Source organism: Psychrobacter sp. Choline-02u-9 (assembly GCF_002836505.1).
GTDB lineage: Bacteria > Pseudomonadota > Gammaproteobacteria > Pseudomonadales > Moraxellaceae > Psychrobacter.
This window is the reverse complement of record NZ_PJBF01000042.1, coordinates 209,410-233,606: the sequence shown is the minus strand read 5'-3', so window position 1 is coordinate 233,606 and position 24,197 is coordinate 209,410. Positions and strand designations below refer to the sequence as shown.

General features: G+C 41.6%; 25 protein-coding genes. 14 read left to right on the top strand and 11 right to left on the bottom strand.

Going from position 1 to position 24,197, the window contains the following annotated elements:
• From CXF69_RS04610 to CXF69_RS04600, 3 genes are all read right to left on the bottom strand, one after another.
• Positions 1-1,256: Ig-like domain-containing protein (locus tag CXF69_RS04610; RefSeq protein WP_228706739.1), on the bottom strand; the 1,256-nt coding region annotated here is incomplete at its 3' end.
• 114 nt (positions 1,257-1,370) lie between these two features.
• Complete coding sequence (locus tag CXF69_RS04605) at positions 1,371-2,345, bottom strand: OmpA family protein (protein WP_102083158.1); 975 nt, start codon at positions 2,343-2,345, stop codon at positions 1,371-1,373.
• 729 nt (positions 2,346-3,074) lie between these two features.
• Positions 3,075-3,569, bottom strand: coding sequence for a glutathione S-transferase family protein (locus CXF69_RS04600; protein ID WP_205963280.1), 495 nt, complete (start codon positions 3,567-3,569; stop codon positions 3,075-3,077).
• Between the two features lie 589 nt (positions 3,570-4,158).
• On the opposite strand from CXF69_RS04600, the gene CXF69_RS04595 reads away from it, so the two are divergent.
• Positions 4,159-5,055, top strand: a complete 897-nt coding sequence (locus CXF69_RS04595; RefSeq protein WP_102078376.1) for a 3-hydroxyacyl-CoA dehydrogenase — start codon at positions 4,159-4,161, stop codon at positions 5,053-5,055.
• 165 nt (positions 5,056-5,220) lie between these two features.
• On the opposite strand, the gene CXF69_RS04590 is transcribed toward CXF69_RS04595, so the two are convergent.
• Entirely contained in the window at positions 5,221-5,466 is a 246-nt protein-coding gene (locus CXF69_RS04590; RefSeq protein ID WP_102078377.1) for a hypothetical protein, read from the bottom strand.
• Positions 5,467-5,721: 255 nt separating this feature from the next.
• Positions 5,722-5,973, bottom strand: coding sequence for a hypothetical protein (locus CXF69_RS04585; RefSeq protein WP_102078378.1), 252 nt, complete (start codon positions 5,971-5,973; stop codon positions 5,722-5,724).
• A 359-nt stretch (positions 5,974-6,332) separates the two neighbouring features.
• Between CXF69_RS04585 and pqqA the strand changes: the two genes are divergently transcribed.
• The 6 genes from pqqA to CXF69_RS04555 all read left to right on the top strand — a co-directional run bounded on the left by pqqA (position 6,333) and on the right by CXF69_RS04555 (position 10,699).
• Entirely contained in the window at positions 6,333-6,407 is a 75-nt protein-coding gene (pqqA, locus tag CXF69_RS04580) for a pyrroloquinoline quinone precursor peptide PqqA (RefSeq protein ID WP_082894360.1), read from the top strand.
• Between the two features lie 71 nt (positions 6,408-6,478).
• Positions 6,479-7,390, top strand: a complete 912-nt coding sequence (gene pqqB, locus CXF69_RS04575) for a pyrroloquinoline quinone biosynthesis protein PqqB (protein ID WP_102078379.1) — start codon at positions 6,479-6,481, stop codon at positions 7,388-7,390.
• Between the two features lie 42 nt (positions 7,391-7,432).
• Positions 7,433-8,191 carry a pyrroloquinoline-quinone synthase PqqC gene (gene pqqC / locus CXF69_RS04570; protein ID WP_102078380.1) on the top strand — a complete coding sequence of 253 codons (759 nt, stop codon included), beginning with the start codon at positions 7,433-7,435 and terminating at the stop codon, positions 8,189-8,191.
• Positions 8,188-8,484 (top strand): pyrroloquinoline quinone biosynthesis peptide chaperone PqqD, encoded by a 297-nt coding sequence (gene pqqD / locus CXF69_RS04565; RefSeq protein ID WP_057760106.1) that lies wholly within the window; start codon positions 8,188-8,190, stop codon positions 8,482-8,484. Before pqqC ends, pqqD begins: the two co-directional genes overlap by 4 nt.
• A complete protein-coding gene (pqqE, locus tag CXF69_RS04560) occupies positions 8,481-9,647 on the top strand; it encodes a pyrroloquinoline quinone biosynthesis protein PqqE (RefSeq protein ID WP_102078381.1) in 1,167 nt (388 codons plus the stop codon). The genes pqqD and pqqE overlap by 4 nt, the downstream gene beginning before the upstream one ends.
• Before the next feature lie 2 nt (positions 9,648-9,649).
• Complete coding sequence (locus CXF69_RS04555; protein ID WP_180952632.1) at positions 9,650-10,699, top strand: dipeptidase; 1,050 nt, start codon at positions 9,650-9,652, stop codon at positions 10,697-10,699.
• Between the two features lie 82 nt (positions 10,700-10,781).
• Here the strand turns inward: CXF69_RS04555 and CXF69_RS04550 are convergent, their stop codons facing one another.
• Entirely contained in the window at positions 10,782-11,696 is a 915-nt protein-coding gene (locus CXF69_RS04550) for a LysR family transcriptional regulator (protein ID WP_101205840.1), read from the bottom strand.
• A gap of 175 nt (positions 11,697-11,871) precedes the next feature.
• On the opposite strand from CXF69_RS04550, the gene CXF69_RS04545 reads away from it, so the two are divergent.
• The 3 genes from CXF69_RS04545 to nfsB all read left to right on the top strand — a co-directional run bounded on the left by CXF69_RS04545 (position 11,872) and on the right by nfsB (position 15,325).
• Positions 11,872-12,846 carry a 2OG-Fe(II) oxygenase family protein gene (locus tag CXF69_RS04545; RefSeq protein ID WP_198551541.1) on the top strand — a complete coding sequence of 325 codons (975 nt, stop codon included), beginning with the start codon at positions 11,872-11,874 and terminating at the stop codon, positions 12,844-12,846.
• A 160-nt stretch (positions 12,847-13,006) separates the two neighbouring features.
• Complete coding sequence (locus tag CXF69_RS04540; protein WP_101205839.1) at positions 13,007-14,155, top strand: acetyltransferase domain-containing protein; 1,149 nt, start codon at positions 13,007-13,009, stop codon at positions 14,153-14,155.
• Positions 14,156-14,668: 513 nt separating this feature from the next.
• A complete protein-coding gene (nfsB, locus tag CXF69_RS04535) occupies positions 14,669-15,325 on the top strand; it encodes an oxygen-insensitive NAD(P)H nitroreductase (RefSeq protein WP_101205838.1) in 657 nt (218 codons plus the stop codon).
• 184 nt (positions 15,326-15,509) lie between these two features.
• Here the strand turns inward: nfsB and CXF69_RS04530 are convergent, their stop codons facing one another.
• Entirely contained in the window at positions 15,510-16,403 is an 894-nt protein-coding gene (locus CXF69_RS04530) for a LysR family transcriptional regulator (RefSeq protein ID WP_101205837.1), read from the bottom strand.
• Positions 16,404-16,550: 147 nt separating this feature from the next.
• Here CXF69_RS04530 and CXF69_RS04525 point away from each other — a divergent pair, with 147 nt between their 5' ends.
• Both CXF69_RS04525 and CXF69_RS04520 read left to right on the top strand, forming a co-directional pair.
• Complete coding sequence (locus CXF69_RS04525; protein WP_101205836.1) at positions 16,551-17,426, top strand: MBL fold metallo-hydrolase; 876 nt, start codon at positions 16,551-16,553, stop codon at positions 17,424-17,426.
• Between the two features lie 134 nt (positions 17,427-17,560).
• Complete coding sequence (locus CXF69_RS04520) at positions 17,561-18,088, top strand: GNAT family N-acetyltransferase (protein ID WP_101205835.1); 528 nt, start codon at positions 17,561-17,563, stop codon at positions 18,086-18,088.
• A gap of 176 nt (positions 18,089-18,264) precedes the next feature.
• Here CXF69_RS04520 and dddP read toward each other — a convergent pair whose 3' ends face one another.
• A complete protein-coding gene (gene dddP, locus CXF69_RS04515; protein ID WP_102078382.1) occupies positions 18,265-19,614 on the bottom strand; it encodes a dimethylsulfonioproprionate lyase DddP in 1,350 nt (449 codons plus the stop codon).
• Positions 19,615-19,812: 198 nt separating this feature from the next.
• On the bottom strand, positions 19,813-20,682 hold the full coding sequence (locus CXF69_RS04510) for a DMT family transporter (RefSeq protein WP_228153121.1): 870 nt from the start codon (positions 20,680-20,682) through the stop codon (positions 19,813-19,815).
• A gap of 131 nt (positions 20,683-20,813) precedes the next feature.
• Here CXF69_RS04510 and CXF69_RS04505 point away from each other — a divergent pair, with 131 nt between their 5' ends.
• Complete coding sequence (locus tag CXF69_RS04505) at positions 20,814-21,704, top strand: LysR family transcriptional regulator (RefSeq protein ID WP_101204563.1); 891 nt, start codon at positions 20,814-20,816, stop codon at positions 21,702-21,704.
• 122 nt (positions 21,705-21,826) lie between these two features.
• A complete protein-coding gene (locus CXF69_RS04500) occupies positions 21,827-22,573 on the top strand; it encodes a carbon-nitrogen hydrolase family protein (protein WP_102078383.1) in 747 nt (248 codons plus the stop codon).
• Positions 22,574-22,744: 171 nt separating this feature from the next.
• Here CXF69_RS04500 and CXF69_RS04490 read toward each other — a convergent pair whose 3' ends face one another.
• Both CXF69_RS04490 and CXF69_RS04485 read right to left on the bottom strand, forming a co-directional pair.
• Positions 22,745-23,332: a 2-hydroxychromene-2-carboxylate isomerase gene (locus CXF69_RS04490; RefSeq protein ID WP_101204561.1), complete on the bottom strand. Its 588-nt coding sequence runs from the start codon at positions 23,330-23,332 to the stop codon at positions 22,745-22,747.
• Between the two features lie 64 nt (positions 23,333-23,396).
• A complete protein-coding gene (locus tag CXF69_RS04485) occupies positions 23,397-24,125 on the bottom strand; it encodes an SDR family oxidoreductase (protein WP_101204560.1) in 729 nt (242 codons plus the stop codon).
• Positions 24,126-24,197: the final 72 nt, after the last annotated feature.

The window sequence follows — 24,197 nt, the reverse complement described above, 5'->3', positions numbered from 1 at the left end:
CTTTCATCTAAAAACTCGACTGTGTATTCAGCCTCTTCACCTTCAATAACATTTTCGTCTCCCATAATAACAACATAAGTGATGTCAACAACGGGAGTTACAGTAATCTCAACGGTGGCAGGCGCTGATACGGCACCATCATCGTCGGTAGTGGTGAATTGGAGGTTGCTGACGCGTCCGTTGAAATTAGGCGCAGGTGTGAACACCACACTGGTAATTTGATCAGCGGTTAATACGGTACCTGGAGTAAGCTCAACCGTTTGTCCATCATCCTCATAGGTAAGCACACCTTGATTGGTAGGCGGTACTTGCAATACGGTGACACTGGCAACCACACCATCAATGTCATCGCCGATTAGCACTACCGGCACTGCCGTGTCTTCATCAGTGCTCAGACTTTGATCGGTAGCCGTTGGCGGCGTATTCACGTCAGTAACCGTTAACGTCACCGTGGCAGGCGCCGAATCTAGACCATCATCGTCTATGGCGATAAAGTCAATGGCCTCTACCGCGCCATTGAAGTTCTCAGTTGGGGTAAAGAGGACAGTGGCCGCTTCAGCAGCACTCAGCGGGGTGTTCGCAACGACAGGCACACGATCACCTGCCGCATTGGTGTAGCTTAGAACGCCTTGAGCAGGGTCTGGTAAGGTAGTGATGGTGATACTCGCCACCACGCCATCGATGTCGCTGGCAATCAGGGGTACCGCAATAGCCTCACCCTCTGGCGTGCTAATAGCGGCATCGGTTGCCACAGGCGCATCATTCACAGGCTCTGTTTTATCATTATCTCCTCTTTCGCTTACTGCCGCGACGATTCCAACTAAACCAAGTCCTGCTGCTGCAGGTATCCACCAAGGAATAGCCGCAGCTATATAGTCCTGCCCACCCAGAGCTTGCCCTTCAACGTCGCCCACTTCTAATTGCGTGACGTAGTCATACGTCTCACCTGTATCTGGTATGTAGTAGTAGTACTCACCATCTTCAGCAATACCAACTAAAGCACTATCTGGATCATCATAAAAACCTTCAATAATAAGGTCGCTCTCTTGTCCTTCTTTTTCAAAAGACACGTGTAAATCATTTTTAATACGCTTAGTAATAATATGATTAGGCGCATAACCAATGGAAGTATCGTGAAACTCATAATTCACTTGTCCCTCAGCAGCAATAACAGTCGGTACTCCGTCCTTGGTGATGACTTGTACTTGGCTGACAGTTTGAGTGGCATTATTGGTTTTGACAACGATAGTGTTCATAGTCGATTTACCTTTTATTTTTCTAAATCAAAAAATTTTTTAAGAGATTCATGTATGTATAATAGTCACTAGCGACAACCGCTTAGATCTAAGCTAGTACTCATTTTTTAGGGCTTACTTAGTAATCAAGCGCTCTTCAACTATCGCTATGACACGGCGGTTGAGTTGTCGACCTTCGGCACTATCGTTACTGGCTCTTGGTTGCAGTTCTCCATAACCAATAGCATTTACACGTTCTGCTGCAATATTAAATTTTTCAATCAATACTTTTTGCACTGCATTGACTCGGCGCTGTGACAAGCTCTGGTTATAGTCATCACTACCACGACTATCAGTGTGCCCCTCAATGGTGGCAACCGTATTAGGGTACTGAGTCATGAACTCTGCTAACTCAACTATTTTTGAATAATAGTCTTGTCGCACTATGGCTTTGTCTGTCTCAAATAATACTTCAAGATCAATTGTTATTTTTTCTGCTAACACAGGCGTTGGGATATTTACAGGCATTACCATTGGTATCGCTTGCGCTTTAAGTGCAACGGGTGTGGGACAGTTAGGAACTACGCGGCTAATTTGATGAGACTGATAACGTTTGTTTTTTAGCAATTGCATAGCACTTTCAACAGTAACCTGCTTCAGGTTGCTTTGCCCTGTTTCTGCCATATCGACATAAAAAAAGTAAGTCTGACCACCAGTAAGCTCAAAGTCTTTTTTATTTGCAAGTAAATCATTGTTCTTAAATCCTGTTGCATAAGCACTCAGCTGATTAGTACCTATACAAGAGTTGACTACCGTATAGTTACCTTGTTGTAAGCTCACCTGAAACCTATTATTTATAGCGATATTGGCACTAGTTTGCTCAGAGTAACGATCATTACTTCTAACAAATACCAGTCTCGTTTGATCAGTAGGTGCTTTTTTTGCTAATAGACTGTCAATGTTAGCGTTTACTTGTTTGTTCCACATCACACTATTGATACGGCGACTGTCACCACTATTATCAACACCAGTCACAGCACAAGAAGGTAAGCCAAATAAAGCTATTGACAAAATGAGAGCAATCATATTTTTATTAAATAACTTATCCATAGTTTTATCCTGACTTCTTGTATTATTTGGTTGTTGATACTTTATTGGCAACGAAAACACATGTTAATCAAAAGCTTATTAATTCCATTTATTCTTATAAATCTGTAATTAAAGAACTTTAGTTCTATACTCTCTATAGTATAGCAAACTAACAAAGCTTGGTTAGCTGCTCATAACCTGTTTTCAACCATTCATCACGTTTTATTAGGCTAATTATGGTGAAATCAAAAATTAATGGCTTATTTTTTAATACCTTAGCTCCCACTTATCTTTTAACTATTGCGGCTTCAAATTGTTTGAAAGTAATTCATTTCTCTTCTATAGCGATACAGACCTCATAAATCTATATCGATGTACAAATAAAAAACCACCCTCACTATTCAAGTCAAGGTGGTCTTTTCAATCTTGGGGCAGAACACTACTTTCTAAGGGCATAATTTTTATACAAATGTATGATTTTTATTTTCCCTAGATAATATTATTTACATTAAATTTACACCAAGGTTTTACTATTATAATTGCACTTTTTTACTATGGTTTTACAGTTGTTGTTAATAATCTTTACTTCAACTAACCAGCAACTGCTTATGTAAAATTAGGGTATGCGATAGCTGCATTTTTCCAACACTCAAAGTGTACATACCGAGTAAAGGGATAACCTGTTCTACTTAAAATAACCAGTTGCGGAGTTCAAGTAACCTCTGCCAATGAAAAGCCATCGCCAACTAGCTAATCATGATCTTTGAGACGCACGTCCATTTTTGCAAAACAGTCATCAAGCACTGCGGTAGCCTTATCAACATCCTCTTGACTAAAACCATGTGTACTACAGTGCTCGTGAAATGCTAACAGTGCTTTGTCGTAAGTTTGGTTTTTGCGGTATTCTGTTGGCTCTTCTTCGCTAATACCCGTGGCACCTAATTTATAATACATATAAGTTTTTATAGACAGATGATTGTCTTTTGCCATATGCATCCAATCATACATGGCCTGCATTTCAGCTTCACTATCAGGACGCAACGAATTGGGTTCATAGGTGGTATCTAAATAATTAACGATATCGGTCGAATCAATAACAACCATACCCTTATCTACCAAGGTTGGTACCACACCATTAGGGTTGATTCCTAGATATTCTTTGCTACGCTGTTCACCTTTGGATAGATCAATAAGATGGCTTGTCTGCTCTAGCTGCTTCTCTACTAATGCAATTCTTACGCACATAAACACAGTTGGAAGATGGTGCGTGACACAAGTGTAAACCTTATAACTCAGTAACGGATTCATACATAAGAATAATGATAAGGATAATACCCTTCCTTAGATATTGAACGCGTTAAATACGATTTTCATCGTACATATCTTTGTTTCGCTTAACTAGGATAGATAAAATGCCTTCTCGCAAGCCTAATATTGAGCAAGTTCGGTAATATGATGCTTAAGCATAGATTTCATTTCTATCTTATCTTCCTACATCACTGCTTATATCCTCCTTTACAACCTCGTCGACAATATTTTGACATCAACAGTCATTAAAAATATAGTTATGATATTAAATTAGCCTTCAATTATCATAAAATCATCAGGTATGAAGCTAGCAATATTATTATCAAGCCATTGAATTATTTAATAATATAAGAAGTCAAGTGGTGTAAACTTATCTGATACTTGCATAGCGAGATTTTTGGGTTCTCTTTAATGTTTTTATAAAAATGAAGGTTGAATAATAAGGTAAAACCATCTAATAATAGGTCTATAAGTTCTAGACATTTATCTAGCAACTTATATCCACTACTATTAGGAAATAAATACAATGACGTATAAAAATGTAACTGTCGCTGGAAGCGGCATCCTAGGCTATCAAATTGCTTTTCAGGCCGCATTTCATGGTTTTAATGTCAGTGTCTATGACATCAATGATGAGGTTTTAGAAAAAGCAAAGTCAAAATTTCAATTGATGTGCAAGGCTTTTAGAAAGGATTTGAGGGCAACTCAAGAGCAGCTAGACAAGGCTTTTGATAATCTCAGCTACACCTCAGACTTAGCAGAAGCAGTCAAAGATGCTGACCTAATGATTGAAGCCATTCCCGAGATTCCTGAGATTAAAATCGAATTTTACGAAAAACTTGCCAAACTAGCGCCAGAGAAAACCATCTTTGCCACCAATACCTCAACCTTACTTCCTAGCCAGTTTGCGGAATCAACGGGACGACCTGCGCAGTTTTTAGCGCTACACTTTGCCAATAAAATTTGGCTGCATAATGTCGCCGAAATCATGGGACATCCTGGCACAGATCCTAAAGTATTTGATGAGGTTGTTGCTTTTGCTACTGCCATCGGTATGGTGGCAATGCCGCTGGATAAAGAGCAACCCGGTTATATCATGAACAGTTTGTTGGCGCCTTTTATAGATGCAGCTTTGCAATTGGTTGCAAAAGAGGTTGCCGATCCACATACGATAGATAAAACGTGGATGATAGTAACTGGCGCGCCGTCAGGTCCCTTTGCCATATTGGACACTATCGGTATCCACACTGCCTACAACATCACCAAACTATCTGCTGAAAAAACTCAAAATCCTGCGAGGTTAAAAGCTGCTCAATATTTAAAAGAGCAATTAATCGATCAAAACAAACTAGGATTCGCGACTGGTGAAGGATTTTATACGTATCCAAACCCAGCCTTTATGCGCCCTGAATTTTTGAAATAATAGATAGTTTTCAAACTGGCTCTAAAACACAAAAGGCCATTCAAGCTTTATATTGCATCGCTTGAATGGCCTTGTCAGTCGCGCATTTTATCTAACTAAATATCTTGATATTAGGGTTTACTTTCGGCGATGACTATCCAAACCTATCTACGTTATGTTTGTTCACTAAAAAGAAAAGTCATATCGCGTCAATGCAACGATCTCAATTGGCACTGCATACTTCCAAGGCATACCGCCCGTACAATAGAACTGGCCATCTTCAAAAGCCACAATGCGAGATGTGAAGTCATTACCTACCTGATCTTCTATAGCGTTCTCATCACTCTCGTCACTCACAGCACACCATATACTTTGATAACCTTCCTCAAGCATTGAACGAGTTAATTCGCTTCCAACAGTTACTGTATCCATGTTGTTACTCCTATTCAATGACAATGATTAGTAAGCTAAACAAGTGGCTTCATAACAACAATTACTTGAGCATCTTCGAACCTGTTATATCTATCGTTTCAAAATATTGATGATTAGACAGATGAGCTTATAAATAGATAGTACAGATGTAATGTCAACTAGAACAAGAAGTTGTAGACAGATGGTAGATTTTCGTGCATAGGCTGCAAAACTAATCTGCATGCAGAGTATAACAGTCATTCTATTAATAGTAAGTTATAGCTCCACATCATCTTGAGTAAGCGCCACTCTCTTTACTGAGACAGCATGTTCCCATAGCTCACCTTTATCACAAACGAACTGGTCGTTATTGAAAGCTACAATAGGAACCAATAATTCGTAGTAACCATTATCTATGGTTGCTACAGCATAATCATCGCTAACGTTGCTGACAGCACACCATACATAGTTGCTGACATTTTCCAAGATTGCTTTGGTTAACTCACTGCCTTGTAATTCAGCAATCATCTTCAGGCTCCAGTATCTATTAAGTTAATCTATTACTTTATAGATAAATTCGGTTTTTGCAATATACCTGTATAACTCATAAGTTCTTGAGATACGCTTAACTCACTTCGAGCAGATTTTTTATAGTTATAATTTATACTCAAACTATTCAAAGATATTTTTAATCTTATGCTCGATATACTGTCTTTTTAACATGATAAATAGGCTTTCATCTGTGCTATAGAAGACTGCTTGATCGATGCTCGTTAACGCTTTACTAACATCTAAGAAATTGACAGCAAGGGTCAGCTTATACTACCATTGATAATTGCTTTCATTCATCTCAACGATGATCCCATAATAACTTTTGGAGTAATCCCATGCAGTGGACCAAACCAGCTTTTCAAGACATTCGTATCGGTTTCGAAGTGACTATGTATTTCGAAGCACGCTAAAACTCATTAGCACTCAATCCATTAAAAGCCCTAGATGATTAGGGCTTTTATTTTTTTGGAAATATTGATTTATGTATATTCACGTTTTAGGCTCAGCTGCTGGTGGCGGTTTCCCGCAGTGGAACTGTAACTGCGATAATTGCCACGGCGTGCGTCAAGGCACGATTCAGGCAAAGACCCGTACCCAATCTTCGATTGCCATATCAGAAAATGGTGTGGATTGGATCTTATTCAACGCGTCACCTGATATCCGCCAACAATTATTTGAGTTCAAGGCAGCACAGCCAGCACGTCATTTGAGAGATACAGGCATCACCAATGTGGTCTTGATGGACAGTCAACTTGACCATACGACGGGGCTATTGACCCTGCGTGAAGGTTGTCCAATTCCTGTTTGGTGTACTGACATGGTCTATCAAGATCTAACGACAGGATTTCCTCTCTTTAACATGTTGAAGCACTGGAATGGCGGCTTGCAATATAATCAAATTGATCCAGAAAAAACGTTTAAGATTGAAGGGTTTGACAATTTAGAATTGACGCCTTTGGTGATTAGAAGCTCTGCACCGCCCTACTCTCCGCATCGTAATGACCCACATGATGGCGACAATATTGCCCTGATTGTAAAAGACTTAAAAACACAAAAACAACTCTTTTATGCGCCAGGTCTCGGTAAAATTGACGATCAAGTGATGCAGATTATGAAAAGCTCTGACTGCGTGATGATTGACGGTACGCTATGGACGGACAATGAAATGCAAGAGTGCGGCGTCGGTACGAAGACTGGCCAAGACATGGGGCATTTACATATTAGTGGTGAAGATGGCTCGTTGCATTATCTAGACCAGCTAGATAACGCTCGCAAGGTGCTAATCCATATCAATAATACCAACCCGATATTGAACGAACAATCCGAACAAGCCGCGACATTAAAACAACATAATGTTGAAGTAGCATTTGATGGTATGCAGATTGAGCTTTAAGACAAACGGTAAGGCAAAGATAGCAATCGTAAGGTGAGAACAATGCAAGAAGAAAACACAGCGCTAAGCCCAGAAGCGTTTGAACAAGCGATTATGGCTAAGGGTCAGTATTATCATATTTATCATCCCTTTCATATCATGATGCATGAAGGCAAAGCGACACAGCAGCAAATCCAAGCGTGGGTCGCCAACCGTTTTTATTATCAGATCAACATTCCATTGAAAGACGCAGCTATTATGGCAAACTGTCCTGATCAGCGCGTGCGTCAAGAATGGATCCAGCGTATGATTGATCAAGATGGCGTATATCCTGACGGCGGTGGTCGTGAAGCATGGTTGGGTCTGGCAGAGGCAGTTGGTTTGACCCGTGAGCAAGTGATTTCTGAAGAGCTAGTGCTACCGGGTGTGCGTTTTGCCGTGGATGCCTATGTGAACTTTGCGCGGCGCACCTCATGGCGAGAAGCCGCCAGTAGCTCACTGACCGAGCTGTTTGCCCCGCAGATTCACCAGTCACGTTTAGAGTCTTGGCCCAAGCACTACCCTTGGATAAAGGAGCAAGGCTATACCTATTTCCGCTCACGCTTGAGTCAAGCGCGCCGCGATGTTGAGCATGGTCTGACCATCACACTCGACTCATTCAAAACCGCCGAGCAACAAGAGCGTATGCTTGAGATCCTACAGTTTAAGCTCGATATCTTATGGACGATCTTGGATGCATTGAGCTTGGCCTATGTGCATAATCAAGCCCCTTATCAAAGCGTTACCACTGACAATGTTTGGCATAAAGGATTATTCAAATGAGTATACCTGCTAGCTTACCTGAGCTGGATCAATCCATCGTACCGGTATGGCGTCACGGTTATCGTTTTCAGTTTGAGCCTGCGCAAAACGCCTATGTCCTACTTTACCCTGAAGGCATGATTAAGCTCAATGACAGTGCCAGCATCATTGGGCAACATATTGATGGTCAAGCGTCCATTGCTGATATTATCCAAAAGGTACAAGCTATGTTTGGCGATATTCCCGAAATCGAACAAGACATCATTGAATATATGCTGGTCGCCCAGCGTGAACATTGGATTGACTTAGTATGACTGCGCCAGTCGGGCTACCGCTATGGCTGCTTGCTGAGCTAACCTATCGCTGCCCCTTACAATGCCCTTATTGCTCAAACCCTATTGACTATGCTCAGTATAAAGATGAGCTAACGACAGAGGAATGGTTTGATGTGTTTGATCAGGCGCGGCAAATGGGTGCGGTGCAGCTTGGTTTTTCTGGCGGTGAACCACTGGTTCGTCAAGACCTAGAAGAATTGGTCGCTTATGCACACAATCAAGGTTTTTATACTAACTTGATTACGTCAGGTATGGGATTGACCGAAGCTCGGATTGCGCGTTTAAAAGAAGCAGGTCTTCAGCATATTCAAATTAGCTTTCAAGCCAGTGATCCAACGGTCAATAATGCCTTGGCAGGTTCAAAACATGCCTTTGAGCAAAAGTATGAGATGTCACGTCTGGTTAAGCAATACGACTATCCGATGGTGCTTAACTTTGTGATTCATCGGCAAAACATCGATCAGATTGGCCAGATTATTGATCTCTGCTTAGAGCTGGAAGCCGACACGGTTGAGTTGGCTATTTGTCAGTTTTATGGTTGGGCGTTTGAGAACATAGAGGGTTTGCTACCAACCAAAGCGCAAGTGGTCCGAGCTGAACGCATTACCAATGAATACCGTAAGCAGATCGAAGAACGTGGTATCAAATGCAAACTTATTTTTGTGGTGCCTGATTATTATGAAGAACGTCCAAAGCCCTGTATGGATGGCTGGGGCAAGATTTTCTTAACAGTGGCCCCAGACGGTACAGCTCTACCTTGCCATGCTGCCAGACAAATGCCAATACAGTTTCCTAATGTACGACATACACCACTGTCAGATATTTGGTATGACTCTGCGAGCTTCAATCAGTTTCGCGGTGATGACTGGATGCCCGATATCTGCCAAAACTGCCCAGACAAAGAACGCGATTATGGCGGCTGTCGTTGCCAAGCCTTTATGCTGACGGGCGATGCCAAAAACGCCGATCCTGTGTGTGGCAAATCGCCTTATCATTATCTAATCGAGGAGGCACGTATCAATAGTGAAACGCCTGTACCTTTTGAAGATTTACTGTTTAGAAATCCAAAAAATTCTAAATCACTGAGTAACAAACAGCTGAATGAAGAGCAATTGATTCCTACTCGTATGGTAACGGATTAACTATGAACGCTCAGCCTGTGATATTTGATGGACATAATGATCTGTTGACTCGCCTTTGGCTAAGTTCAGCTGCCGATCCGGTACATGACTTTATTTATGGCACGTTACCGGGACATTTGGATTTACAACGCTGCAAAGAAGCGAATTGGATGGGCGGATTATTTTCTATATTTTTACCGCCCTACGCTTATGTGAAAAACAACCAACCTGACAAATTAGCCAACCCATCACATTCAGATTTTACTCCGCAAGAAATCGTCGATATCTGTTGTGAACAATTGAAACTAGCCCAGCAACTACAGGCAAGATCTGATGGTCAAATCCAGATTTGCACCTCGTTAGAACAAATTCAGGCCTGTCAGCAGAATAAGCAACTGGGCATCGTTTTGCATTTGGAAGGTGCTGAGTTTTTAGCCATACAGCCTGACCTGCTGGATGTGTTTTATGAGGCAGGACTCAGAAGCATTGGCCCACTATGGAATAGAAAGAGCCTCTTCGGTGATGGCTTGAATGCTTCCTTTCCGCACTCTCCAGATACAGGATCTGGGCTCACGACTCAAGGTAAAGACCTCATTCTTAAATGCAGTGAAAAGCAGATGCTGATCGATGTGTCGCATATGAATGAGCGTGCTTTTTGGGATACGCTAGAGATTGCCTGCCAGCCTATTGTTGCGACACATTCAAACGCACATACTCTCTGTCAGCAAGCACGGAACTTAACTGATCAGCAGCTGGCTGCTATTAAACAAAGCGATGGTTTGGTTGGAGTGAATTTCGATGTGGCGTTTCTTCGTGCAGATGGGCAACGTAATACGCAAACTTCGCTTGATGTGATTGTCGACCATCTTGATTATCTGATCGACCATCTAGGCGAAGATCACGTTGGGTTTGGCTCTGATTTCGATGGTTGCCTACTACCTGATGAGTTATCTGATATCAGTCAAATCTCTATGTTGATTGAGCGAATGCAGCAACGGCACTTCTCTGATCAACTGATTGAAAAGATAACGTCAAAAAACTGGTTTACGGTGCTTGATAAGGTATGGCAATAATTATAATAGCCATCCAGCAATTACTGTCTAGGGACTGTTGTTTTGCTCGTCTGATTAAATAGGGTAACCATTAATTTTTGTTTTACCTTAACACCTGCTCTACCCGTTCAATCAAGTATTCTTTGACCGTATTAAACAGTGGATCGATTAATCGCCGTTCTGGACAAATCAAATATAGTGGATAGTTGGCCACTTGCCAGCCGTTCAACTCTACCTCAACCAGTCTCCCTGCCTTCAAATCGCCGGCTATATCTAACTGAGACTTTAATGCGATGCCTTTACCCGCCACTGCCCAGCGGCGCACAACGTCACCGTCTTTACTTCTGCGATTGCCATCCACGGCCACACGTTTAGTCTTTCCCGCTTTCTCAAAAGTCCACTCGCTCAAATACTTTTCATCATGCCCCAAACGTAAGCAATTATGCTGCGATAAATCTTCCGGCATTTTTGGCATACCAATATCCTTATCAATTTTGCCCAAATACTCCTTTGACGCACACAATATAGGGCGATTATTCAATACAATAGGTAGTGCGACCAGTGATGAATCTTTGGGCGCGCCGTAACGTAGTGCCAAATCAATCTGCTGACCGTACAAGTCCACATAGCTGTCTGACATATGTAGCTGCACCGTCACTTTTGGGTGAATGTCTATAAAATCGTCCAACCAAGGCAAAATTAAGTTTCGTCCCAAATCTGATGATGCCGACAGCCGAATGGTACCCGTCAGCTCAGCATCATTGTCATGCAGTCCTGCATAAGCGTTGTCTAAAATAGCCACCGCATCTCGGCAATGCTTTAAATATTGCTCACCCTTGCTAGTTAGACGCAGCCTACGAGTAGAGCGAACAAATAATACCGTCTCAATTTCCGCTTCTAATCGCTTGACCGCTGCACTCACAACGGCAGGCGACAGATCTAAGTGCCGAGCACAGGCAGATAGGCTACCTAAGCGAGCGGTCTCAATAAAAATACGTAAATCCTGAAAATTTTTCATCGTCATGCCTTCGTTCAATTAGCGTCTAACTTAGCAACCACCATCGCTTGCTGCTGCTAGCCTCATCATTATATAAAAATTATTGAAACTGTTTCTCTAAACCTGCTGATTATCAAAATCATTAATTATAGTAGCATGCACCTATAAGGTTCACTCACACATTTGGAGATACACGATGGATACTATAATACGGCCTACGAGCACACAGGACACTCAACACTATAGCGACCATGATGGAGATACTCAACAGAGCGCACTACAGCAGGCACGCAACTTACCACTACCGTCAAAATCAGATATGCTGAGACGTGCAGCATCGGTAGAGCATTTCTGGCATCAAAACAGCCAGTTACTAGAGCAAGCGTGGGCAGAATGGGAAACCACTGAGCATGACTTGCCTGTACTTGATGACTCATTATTTGATCCAACTCTACGTGATGTAGTGACGCAAGCATGGCGCACTCCTTCTACGGAGACGGCTGTTAAAAACTTATGGCAAGAGATACTACCTGACGTATACCAAGGGCAACTCTTTGACCCAGCACAACTATCAACGCTGCGCCGTTATCTGCAAGCAATCGCAGACGCTAACATTCCTATACGTCCTCCTTACGGTATCGCATTGAACAGTAATGGGGCTATGCTAGATGCGCGCTCGTCAGGCTATTTGGCCACCCCTAATTTTCAGGCGTTTTATCATAGAGTCATGAATCAATATATGCGCCCTATCGCTCGGTTGTTATTTGCCAATGTTTATGGCTATGACACTCAGACCTTTGGGTTCTCAATTCAATACCAGCCGACAGGCGACACATCGCTACAACTTCATACTGATGCTTCAGCAGTGACTATGAATATTAACCTAAATCTGCCAGGCGAAGACTTTACTGGATCAGAAGTTGACTTTGTCGATCGCCATTTAGGGCAAACCAAACGTGCCATTTTTAAACCTGGCATGGCGATTATTCATAGAGGCTCGGTGCCTCATGCCGCACATCCAATCACCAGTGGCAAACGTACCAATATGGTGCTTTGGCTATATGGCGATAATATGCAAGTACCACGAGGAGTTGGGCTTAATAGTCATATTGATGCCAATCAACGTTGGACTGATACGCACAGTCAGCCTGATAATTTCGCGCCGTTTTAACAGCGGTACGCTATCGTTAGGTCAGACACAGCATAAAAAGTTAAGACAAGCATAAACATCCAAATCAGTGAGCACCTCTGCGAAAATGCGTACTTAAATCAGTAGTAGCTAATAATTGATATGTTATAATGTTTCGTTTTAACTATACAAAGGCTATTGTATGGCGACACCTTTTCAACGGTTGCAAGCGATCGACGCACTTCGAGGGCTTGTGATGCTCATCATGATGGTGGATCATGTTCGAGAGACCTTTTACTTACACCATCAAGTTCCTGATCCAATGCTGATACCAGGAACGGATGAACCACTATTTTTCAGCCGAATGATTGCCCATTTATGTGCGCCTGTCTTTGTGTTACTGACGGGACTGTCTGCTTATTTGTACCAACACAAACACAATAGTATTCAAATGACCCGCGAATTTTTAATCAAACGCGGGCTTTTTTTGGTGTTTTTGGAGCTGATTGTAATTAACTTTGCTTGGACAGCACAATTTCCACCTGATGTAGTTTACCTCCAAGTGATATGGGCGATTGGATTCAGTATGATTGCGCTCTCAGCGGTTATTGGTCTGCCTAAGAAGTGGCTGTGGCTACTGAGCTTAGTGATTATATTTGGGCACAATTTATTAGATACCGTCTCCTTTGCCGACATTCCTATGATGCATCAACTGTGGCTGATACTTCATGAACGCGGCTGGATTGAGTTTGGTGAGGTGATTCGTTTCAGAACCTCTTATCCTGTACTGCCTTGGATTGGCGTTATCATACTAGGCTATTGTATCGGTACATCTGTATTCGGTGACTCTACGTCTGTGCGAAAGAGAAATCGTACGTTACTTACATTTGGCATGGTGAGTATCGCGTTATTTGTAGTACTGCGACTGGCCAATATATACGGCGATCAAGCATGGCTGATGATGCCGACTCTGAGTGAAACCTTCATGAGCTTTATGAATCTCACCAAATATCCACCATCGTTACTCTTTATATTGTGGAATGTAGGCATAGGACTGGTCTTATTAGTAATGCTCCAAAAGATTGAAACCAAATCATGGATAAAACCACTGGTAGTCATTGGTTCTGTACCAATGTTTTTTTATATCGTACATCTCTATGTATTGAAACTGCTGTATGTATTTGCCGTTCAACAGTTCGGTATGACGCATGGAGAATATTTTGGTGTAAATGACGTCAGTACACTTTGGTTCATTGCGATTGCACTGAGCATTTTACTGTATTCTTTAATGCGTGCTTTTGCTAAATTCAAACATGGCAACAAACACATTACTATCCTCAAATATTTATAGCGATAGCTCCCAACGATATAAGAACTGTATAAAAGAACAACAACCCTATAAGCAGGCTTGGCCATCCTATATTGGGTGTATCACGCCTGTTTATAAGCTGTTTAAATCAATCAGCTCAACCATCTGTATTAGATGTTTGTAGACAAGTAAAATACTTCCAAACAACTCAAAAAACATCTCCTACCTTAGCACAATCTACTTTTCCTAAAATATATCGAAAACATTCTTCCATTACAAAATGTTTTGGTTAGGATCAAGCTTATCACCGACTTGAGTATAGTGATAAATAACCTTTTAATGAATTAAAAACGTCATATTATCAAAATAATATTGAAAGTGTTTACTCTTACAGCTACTGGTTCCGATGTATGAACTTTACTATTATGAGTCATCACTAGGACGGGCTAATCAGTTAACTTGATGAACAATAAGGATTGAGTAGCACCGTTTGTTAAATCCGTTTGTATTACCAGCTGACTAAAAAACTGAAACTTACTTTACTTAAGGACAATCATGAAAACCATTAATGAAGCACTAAACTGGCGTTACAGCACCAAAGTATTTGATGCCAATAAAAAGATATCTGCTGAAGATTTTGAGCAGATTAAAGACATGCTACAGATGAGTCCATCAAGTACCAATATTCAACCATGGAGCTTTGTCATTGCAGATGATGATGCAGGCAAAGCACGCATTGCCAAAAGCACGCAAGGCGCCTTTCATTTTAATACACCTAAAGTCTTAGATGCCTCACATGTGGTGGTTTTCTGTACTCGTATCCATGCCGACGATGAGTATATGCAGGCGGTGTTAGAAAAAGAAGATCAAGATGGTCGCTATGCGCAGCCAGAGTTTAAAACGCAGATGCACCAAGCACGCCAATTATTTTTAGACATTCATCGTTACGATGTCAAAGATGAGGCACATTGGCTTGCCAAACAGGTATATCTAAATATGGGCGCGGTATTATTGGGCAGCGGTCTCTTAGGTATTGATACTGTTCCTATGGAAGGCGTTGATTTACAGGCGCTTGATACGGAGTTCGACTTACGTAGCAAAGGATATTCTGCTGTAGCAGTGGTATCGTTTGGCTATCGCAGCGATGAAGACTTTAATGCCAAAATACCTAAATCACGCTTAAGTGAAGAGACTATTTTTATCAAGGCTTAAGCAATCATTAAGCGAAGTCTAGACATTATCAGATGGTCAGTAATCATCATTGTAACGTTGCTATTGACCGTTTGAGTTTCTGCTATAGATTTTCTGACGTTTTTTAATAAAATTTCTTATTGATCTATTGTATTGTTTTTAAAATAGTATAAATAAACATTCCGATCGATCCATCCATTACTTGCTACCAGTAGTGTGAACGCTTTATTTCTTCAGCGAGAAAATCAATAAACTTTCTTTGTAGTGGTGTCACCTGCTTTCGATTGGCATAAACCACATAAACACCCAAAGTTTTAGGTTTCCATTCAGGCAATAACTCAATAAGTTGGCCAGAGGCAATCAAAGATTTGACTGCGCCAGATGGCTGTAAACTAATCCCATGTCCACGCAACGTGGCAGAGAGCAAGACTTCAGAAATATTGGCGCTGATATTGCCAGAGATAGGAACAGACTCTGGACCATTTGGCCCATCAAACACCCATGCCGACCGTCCAAAATACGCAAACGATAGACAGTTGTGATGTACAAGCGACTGTACATCTGTAGGTCTGCCACGCTTTTGTAAATACTCAGGGGCAGCGCATACGACAGAGTGGCACTCACCGATACGTCTGGCAACGACATTTGGCTCCAAGTCATTGGTGATACGAATCGCCAAGTCAATACGGGCATCAACTAAATTGACCGAATCATCAGTGGTAAGAATATCAATTGCTGTTTGCGGCCAGTGAGAAACAAAGCGACCAACCACATCCATCAGAAGGCTATCAATTAGCGAAAAGCTGGCCGTGATTCTCAACTGTCCTTTTAGCTCCAAAGTATTTTGATTGCGTATCTGATCCAACGAGTCGGTTAATCCAAGTAACTGATACGCCACCTCAAGGGTCTGCTCACCAGGTGCAGTGAGGCTTAGACTTCTAGTCGTGCGATGTAATAAGCGCATATCCATCCAACCCTCAAGCTCTGTCAGATAGCGCGTTACCTTAGCTCTAGACATGTCTAAATTGTCCGCGGCACGGCTCAAGCTACCTTGTTCAACGATCGTAACAAACACCTGCAACGCGGTCAGCCTGTCCATCTCTCCATCCTTATTTGCGCGAAAACTGAAACAGTAAATGCCGAATTATAGCGTATTTAAACGAAATACAATCGAATAGAATAGCCATTAACAACGAATACCGCTATTAACGCGGTCTATTTACTCAAACGAAAATATAGGTGAACTATGAAAAAATTAATGACAGCTTCTATGGCGGCCAGTGTGCTACTGCTCGCAACCCAAGTAAACGCAGCCGATCTACAACTGCAAGCATATAAACCTGATCAAAATGCTATTTTCCCAGTGACCTCTGTGCTGGCAAGTGGCGAGAAAGATGCTATCTTGTTCGATGCACAGTTTGGTGTCAAAGATGGTGAAGCTTTGGTTGATATGATCAAAAAAAGTAATAAAGACCTAAAAATGATTTATATCACGGCAGGCGATCCAGATTACTATTTCGGTCTTCAGCCTTTAGTCAAAGCCTTCCCTAATGTGAAGGTTATGTCTAGCCCTTCTATTATTAAACACATTGAGGCGACTAAAGATGCAAAATTAAAGCATTGGGGTCCAATCCTTGGCAAGCATGCGCCTACCAAGATCACAGTACCGCAAACCCTTGATCAGTCTACACTGACCCTAGAAGGTCACAAAATTGAAATCAAGGAGATGGGAACCCATCAAGCATACATGTGGGTACCAAAGTCAAAAACTGTTTTCGGCGGTGTGTCGGTAACATCAGGTATGCATGTGTGGACTGCGGATACCCAAACTAAAGAAGCTCGTAGCGAGTGGATGCAATCGTTAGAACAAATGAAGCAATTAAAGCCAAACCTTGTGATACCAGGTCACTATTCAGGCAACCTACTCAAAAAAGACTATGCTGTTGATTTCACCCTCAGCTATCTAAAAACCTTTGAGCAAGCACTAGATGAGGCAAAAAAGCAAGACTCCAAGCAGTCAGAAAAAGTAATTTCTACCATGAAATCGGCTTATCCAGCGTTGCCCGGAGGAAGTGATTTAGAGTTGAGCAGTCAAGTCAATACAGGTGAGATAGAGTGGTAAATACAGGACAACTATTAAGTAAAAAACACTAATACTTTACTAAACCCACTAACCAGATATTAGTAGCAAAGTACTGGCGTATGCTGGGTCAATCAGCATACGCCAGTACTTTTAATGATAAATGAGAACAACTGATGACAATACAGTATCGTCGTGCTACGCCTGAAGACTTTGCAGCCATTGTTGACCTTTTTGTCGTCAATATGAATTTGAGTGTATTTACTACTGCAACAGATAAGCAGGTTCTAAAGCAACTGGCTACCCTATTTCTAGCTAAAGACTGTCATCATGCTACTTTTATACAAGTTGCAGAATATGGTGACATTATTTGCGGTGTGGTGATAGGGATCACTAGACAAGATCCACATAAAGCTTTGTCATTCGATGATAAGCCCATTATTGATCAGATAGAAAACAAGCTGCGTTTATCTGATCAAGGTCGACAGGTATTAAGTGATTTACAGAAAAAAGAATCGGCTGGCGCGAAACAAAAGAAAGTCGATTTTGATAACGAATTACAGTTCTTCTGTGTAGATCCTGACTATCGTCGCCACCGTATTGGAGCGACGCTAATTCAGGCATTTGAGACTTATCTCGTGGCACAGGGCGTAACCACGTATGCATTACATACAGACACTTTATGTACTTATCAGTACTACTGATAATAATGGCTATCAACGTGTTGATCAGTATCCTAACCACCTAAATCCGCAGATAATACACTATACCTATGTCAAATCTTTATCTTAACAAGCTTTTATAGATGACCATCAATGATATTCAAATAAGCATAATCCAAAAGCTCTGAGACAATATTCATACAACCAATAAACTATCTTTAATTAGCCAATAAAGCGGCTTCGAATGGATAATTAGTAAGGTTTTCAAACCCAGTGTCTGTAATAATGATTTGATCTTCAAGTTTGACACCACTTTTACCACCAACTCGACCTACATACGCTTCAACGCAGAGTGCCATGCCCGGCTCCAACACACCACTATAGCCATGGCATTCAAGGTCTTCGGGGTAACGAATAGACGGGTATTCATCACAAAGACCAACGCCATGCATCATCACACCATATCTTTGCGCTCTATATTCTTCAGGAAGCAATAAACCAGATTTTGTCACCTCTTCAAATGTCATTCCTGGTTTCAATATATTCATGTTGTGTTGGATATGTTCATAAGCTACCTGATAGAGATGCTTTTGCTCTGCACTTGGCAAGCTCTCTCCAATCATCCAAGTTCGAGACAAGTCTGCACACATTCCATAAGGGCCAATCAGATCTGTATCGAATGCAAGTAACTCACCCTCCTTCACAATTCGAGGGCCGCTTTCTTGAAACCAAGGATTGGTTCTAGGCCCTGAAGAAAGAATTCGACATTCTATCCACTCACCACCTCGACGAATATTTTCCGCATGAAGAATAGACCATATGTCATTCTCAGTGATACCGGGTACTATTGCTTCTTGCATGCACTTCATCGCAACCTCTGTTGAGGCAATTGAACATCGCATGGCATTAATTTCATCTTCGTTCTTAATAGATCGAGCAAACTCCATCACTTCCTGACCATCAAAAACATCGATTCCTAATTGTTTTATCTTATTGAAACCAGCAATTTCCATTTTATCGATAGCCAATCTTTTATTGTCTCCAGCATGTTCCTGTAAAATAGATTGAATTTCTGAAGCAAACCTAGAGTCATGTTCGTCAGTTCTATCACCGGTTTCAAAGTAGAAGAAAGAAGCGCCTCCTCTGACTTCTTTGATCAAAGGACGGTGTGCTGATAAGTGCTCACAATTGTGAAAATCCCATAAAATAAGATGGCCTGATGCCGATACAAAACAGGCTCTAGAGTGATTATGGGTTACCCATACCTGCATATTTGTGGAGTCAGTCGCATATCGAATATTAAGAGGATCAAACAATAAGATGCCGCCAAGATCTCTTTTCTGTAGTTCTTTTACGATTCTTTGGAGGCGGTATTCGCGCATTCGTGTAAGGTTAGGAGGTGTCAGCCCTAGCTCAGCCCACTCATTGAATGCAAGATCTGTTGGACCTATCTCGACACGGTCATTGTCGTTAAGAGAGCCATCAGCTTTGAACGTGCCACCTCGACGCCGTGAAGGGTCTATTTTTCGATTTGAAGATGTGACTGAGAATGTGGTTATATTGCTCATTATTTGGCCTACCTCATAGTAATAACTCCAACAAACACAGGCTCCATTGAAGACTAGAGCCTTGCGTGAATGGTTGTATCTATAGTAATTTGCCACAGAAAATGAGTATAAAAAAACGATTTAAACACACGAATTCATGACATAAAGTCATGCTAATATTATGACGCTTTCTTTCTCCGCTCTCTATGTTTCAAAACGCTATAAGGCTGTTCTTTTATATTTAATAGACTCAAGCGTGGCGAGCCAAATTAAAGGTAAGACAATAAGAGCCGAACCTATCAAAAGACTGATATCAGGTATTTCATCAAACCATATGATGCCGATAACCACTGCTCCTAACAGACCGGTATATTCTGCACTAGATATTTTATGTGCTTCAACCGCTCGGTAGACCAGTACGCAGATACCCGCATAGATCAAAATAAACAAATTTGAGCCTGCTGCTATCCATAGCGCGTACCAACTCAAAGGGGCATTTTCCCAAATAGCCAAACCAAGCCCCAACGGTATTCCGACTAAATTGGTCAAAAACAAGGTCTGAGCAACGGTGTGATTCGAAGGCAATTTACGCACTAGTAGGTTGTTTGTCGCCATGGTTAAGGCCACGATCAGCGCAAATATAGCACCCATATTAATTTGTGTTGGTTTTACCACGACAAGAATACCTATGAAGCCTAGTATTGCCACAATGATGCTTGGTGCTGTGAGTCTGTCTTTATAAAACAGAAACCCTAACGGCAACATCAGTAAAGGTGCAGTATAAAAAATCGCATTGACCGTGGCTAGCGGTAGCGCTTGGATAGACAACACCATGAATACCGCGCCAAACAACCAAATATGCCCACGTACAAAATGCCATTTTACGTTACTAAGTAGCTTGGCTTTTTGGTTGAATAAACAAAACGGTAGCAGCATCAAGACAGCTGTTAGCTGACGCAATAGCACAAACTGATAGACGGCTGCGCCATCAGGCAATTCTTTTATCAGCGCATCTGAAAGGACGGCAATCATGTTTCCTGCAACCAACAGTATCATTGCAAATCCAACACTCATCTTCGGCATTATCATGCTTATACCTATCTCAAAATACATAAAATTTTCAATTAAGCCATTTAATCTAATGGTCGGATAAATAGTATATTCGCGTATACTCATGACGTATAATGATATAAAAACGTTTAGTATTAGTTGAACTCATAATGAAACTCCCCCCATTACGTGCCATACAATGCTTTGAATCTGTAGCAAGGCTCAATAGTTTTTCTAAAGCGGCAGAAAGCCTCAACGTAACGCAAAGTGCTGTGAGTCATCAGGTTCGAACGCTTGAAGAATATCTTGGTGAAGCGTTGTTTTATAGGCAGGGCCGAACCCTTTCTTTAACAGATATAGGTGCTCGCTATTTCACAGAAGTGAATCAATCGCTGACTACTCTATCCAATACCAGTCAGGCCATTCGCCATGATAAGCCTGGCCATATTCGCCTAGCACTGTATAGTTCAGTGGCTGTCAATTGGTTGATTCCTCGGTTAGAAAACTTCCGCGAACAGCACCCAGAGATTGAGCTGACCTTAAATATGGTGACAGACCAAGACGACTATAATGAGCAATGTTCGGATTGCTTTATTACCGTCAATCTACCGAAACGCAATGTAGTCAGCAAGCTTTTATTCGCTGAGAAGCTATTTCCTGTCTGTGGCCAAAAGCTTTGGGCAGAAATAAAGGATCAGCCATTGCCTGAGGCGTTATGGCAACACCCTATACTGTCCGTAAAATATTCTGACAAAAGTGAAGGTACGGCTAATGATTGGCTAAAATGGTGTAAAGCAGGCGGGTTTGAGCTGCCAAGCGAGGTAAAGATTAATCAATTTAGCCATGTACTGCTTGCCGCACAGGCTGCACGTTATAACTTAGGTATTACGCTTACCGACAACTATATGATGCTAGAACAAACACATCAGCAAAATCTTGTCAAAATCCCAATGCATGAATTACTCACTGGCGACAGTTTCTATTTCTTTTATAATGACTTAAAGTCAAATCAACCAGACATCATTAAATTGAGTCGTTGGTTAGAGTCACAATGTCTTTAAAAGTGTTTTAAATAGCATTTTAAATAAGTGTTTCTAAAGACCGTCATTAACGAATATTACCTATAATTGCGACCAATAAGCACTGTGAAAGTATCAACCCCCTACGGTAAAGAGCAAGACCTATGCAAATAATCCTCAATCAAATGGATATTACCGATTATCAAGTATCAGTAAATGCTGCTGCGATATTAAAATCAATCCATGACAATCAAGCCTGCGATGGCTTTATGATTTTTCCAGAACTTGCTTTGACTGGCTTTCCGACGCTAGACAATATTGAAGCGTTGTATCATCAATCAACAGAGCACTTTCACAGCATATTGGAAGCAAGCAAAAATACAGATTCAACCATCATTATTGGACATATTGACAAACAGGATCAACTTTTCTATAACGCATGTTCTTTTATAAAAAACGGCAAAATCATTCATAAACACCGAAAGTCAAAACTTTGGCTTGATGATGTTGGGGTATTTACAAGCGGAGAAGACTTATCAGTGGTTAGCATTAATGATATGGTTTGTGGTGCTCAGATTTGTTTTGAGCTAGAGTTTCCAGAAGGCTCAAGAGCACTGGCAAAAAAAGGCGCACAGATCATATTTATGCCAAACGGCAATATGTCTCCCTATGCAAATAACCACTATGTATTGACTCAAGCTCGGGCTATAGAGAACCAATGTTTTGTGATTACCTGCAATGGTGTCGGCGTCGGTCATGGCGGTCAGTTTGTAGGAGAGAGCCTAATCGTCTCTCCTACAGGACGAATTATCAAAAAACTTGGTTCGTCGCCAGATATAGTAACAGTAGATATAGATTTAGAGGAACTAGAGCAGTCTAAGCAAAACTATCAATATATAGACTTGTCTTAATGTAACCATAGAGCTTAATCATTAAACTGAGTAACAAGGTTATTTTCTGGAGAAACCACAGTGAAGAAAAATCACGGTTACTTATCGCGGCTGACGTCTGGTGGCTTGAGAGCCAATGGACTATCGTTGAGCTAGTACAGCGCAGCCTATATATCCTATGACTTACTATTCTCAGTCTCTCAAAGCATCTTCAACAAAGCTCAACCGGTCTTGACCAAAGTACATTTCATCATTTACGAAGAAACTTGGTGCCCCAAATATGCCTCGTGCTACTGCTTCTTCGGTACTAGATTTTAAACGCGCCTTGACCTCAGGCTCACTAATACGCGCCATAAAATCAGTCGCCTCAATGCCTACTTTCGACAGAACTTCAGCCACAACTTCTGGTGATTCCATATTTAACTTTTCAGCCCATAGCGCATTGAAGATAGCGGATAAATAACTCTCAAATTTAGGTGTCCCCAAATAAGCGGTAACACCGCGCATAAGCTGCATCGTATTGACTGGGAAAAATGGATTGAAGCGAAAAGGTACGTCATAGATGGCTGAAAAACGCTTAAGGTCTTTGAGCATATAAGCGCCTTTAGCAGGTACGGCAGCTGGTGAGGTGTTACCAACGGCTTGAAACACTGCGCCAAGTAACATAGGTCGCCAAACAATTTCGGCATTGTGACGCTGCGCGATACTCGCTAACTGTGTCCATGCCAAGTAACTGGCTGGGCTACCCACATCAAAGAAAAACTCTACTTGTTTACTCATCTTTGCATTCCTTGCAATATATTAAAAATTCATTAAAATTTTGACGGTTATTAACCAGATAAGATTAAAAATTTTCCATCCATGGGCGTAAATCCAGCTCATGCGTCCAGCTATCTCTTGGCTGACAGTGCAACTGCCAATACTGCTCAGCGATATGTTCTGGATTTAAAATACCATCTTGGTCTTTTAGCTCATAGCGCTCAGGAAAGTTGTCACGAATAAAATCAGTATCAATAGCACCGTCAATGATAGGGTGTGCGACATGTATGCCTTTAGGTCCCAACTCGCGCGCCAGGCTTTGTGCCAGTGCCCGCAGAGCAAACTTAGCACTAGCAAAAGCTGAAAAACCTTTACTACCGCGTAAAGACGCTGTTGCACCCGTAAAAATAATTGTCCCCCTCTCACGTGGAATCATGACTTTTGCCGCTTCTCTACCTGTCAAAAATCCAGCCAAAGCACCCATCTCCCACACTTTACGATAGACCCTCTCTGTCGTATCTAAGATGGAGAAATGCACGTTTGCACCGATGTTAAACACCACTACTTCAATCGGCCCAATGTCTTTTTCAATATGAGCAAACAGCTCAACCATCTCTTGCTCGACACGTGCATCACAACCAAATGGCTTGACTACTCCTCCAGCCGCTTCGATATCACTGACTAATGTCTCTAGCTTCTCAACAGTCCTTCTGGTCACGCACAAAGTAAAACCTTCTCGCGCAAAACGTTTGGCAACAGCACTGCCAGTGGCATCGCCTGCGCCGATTACAACTGCTACGGGTGCTCTGTTCATGTCTATTTCCTTATAGGTTCCTTTTTAGAACTAACAAAAACATAGCTTTATTTTTGGACCCTGTCAAGCTAA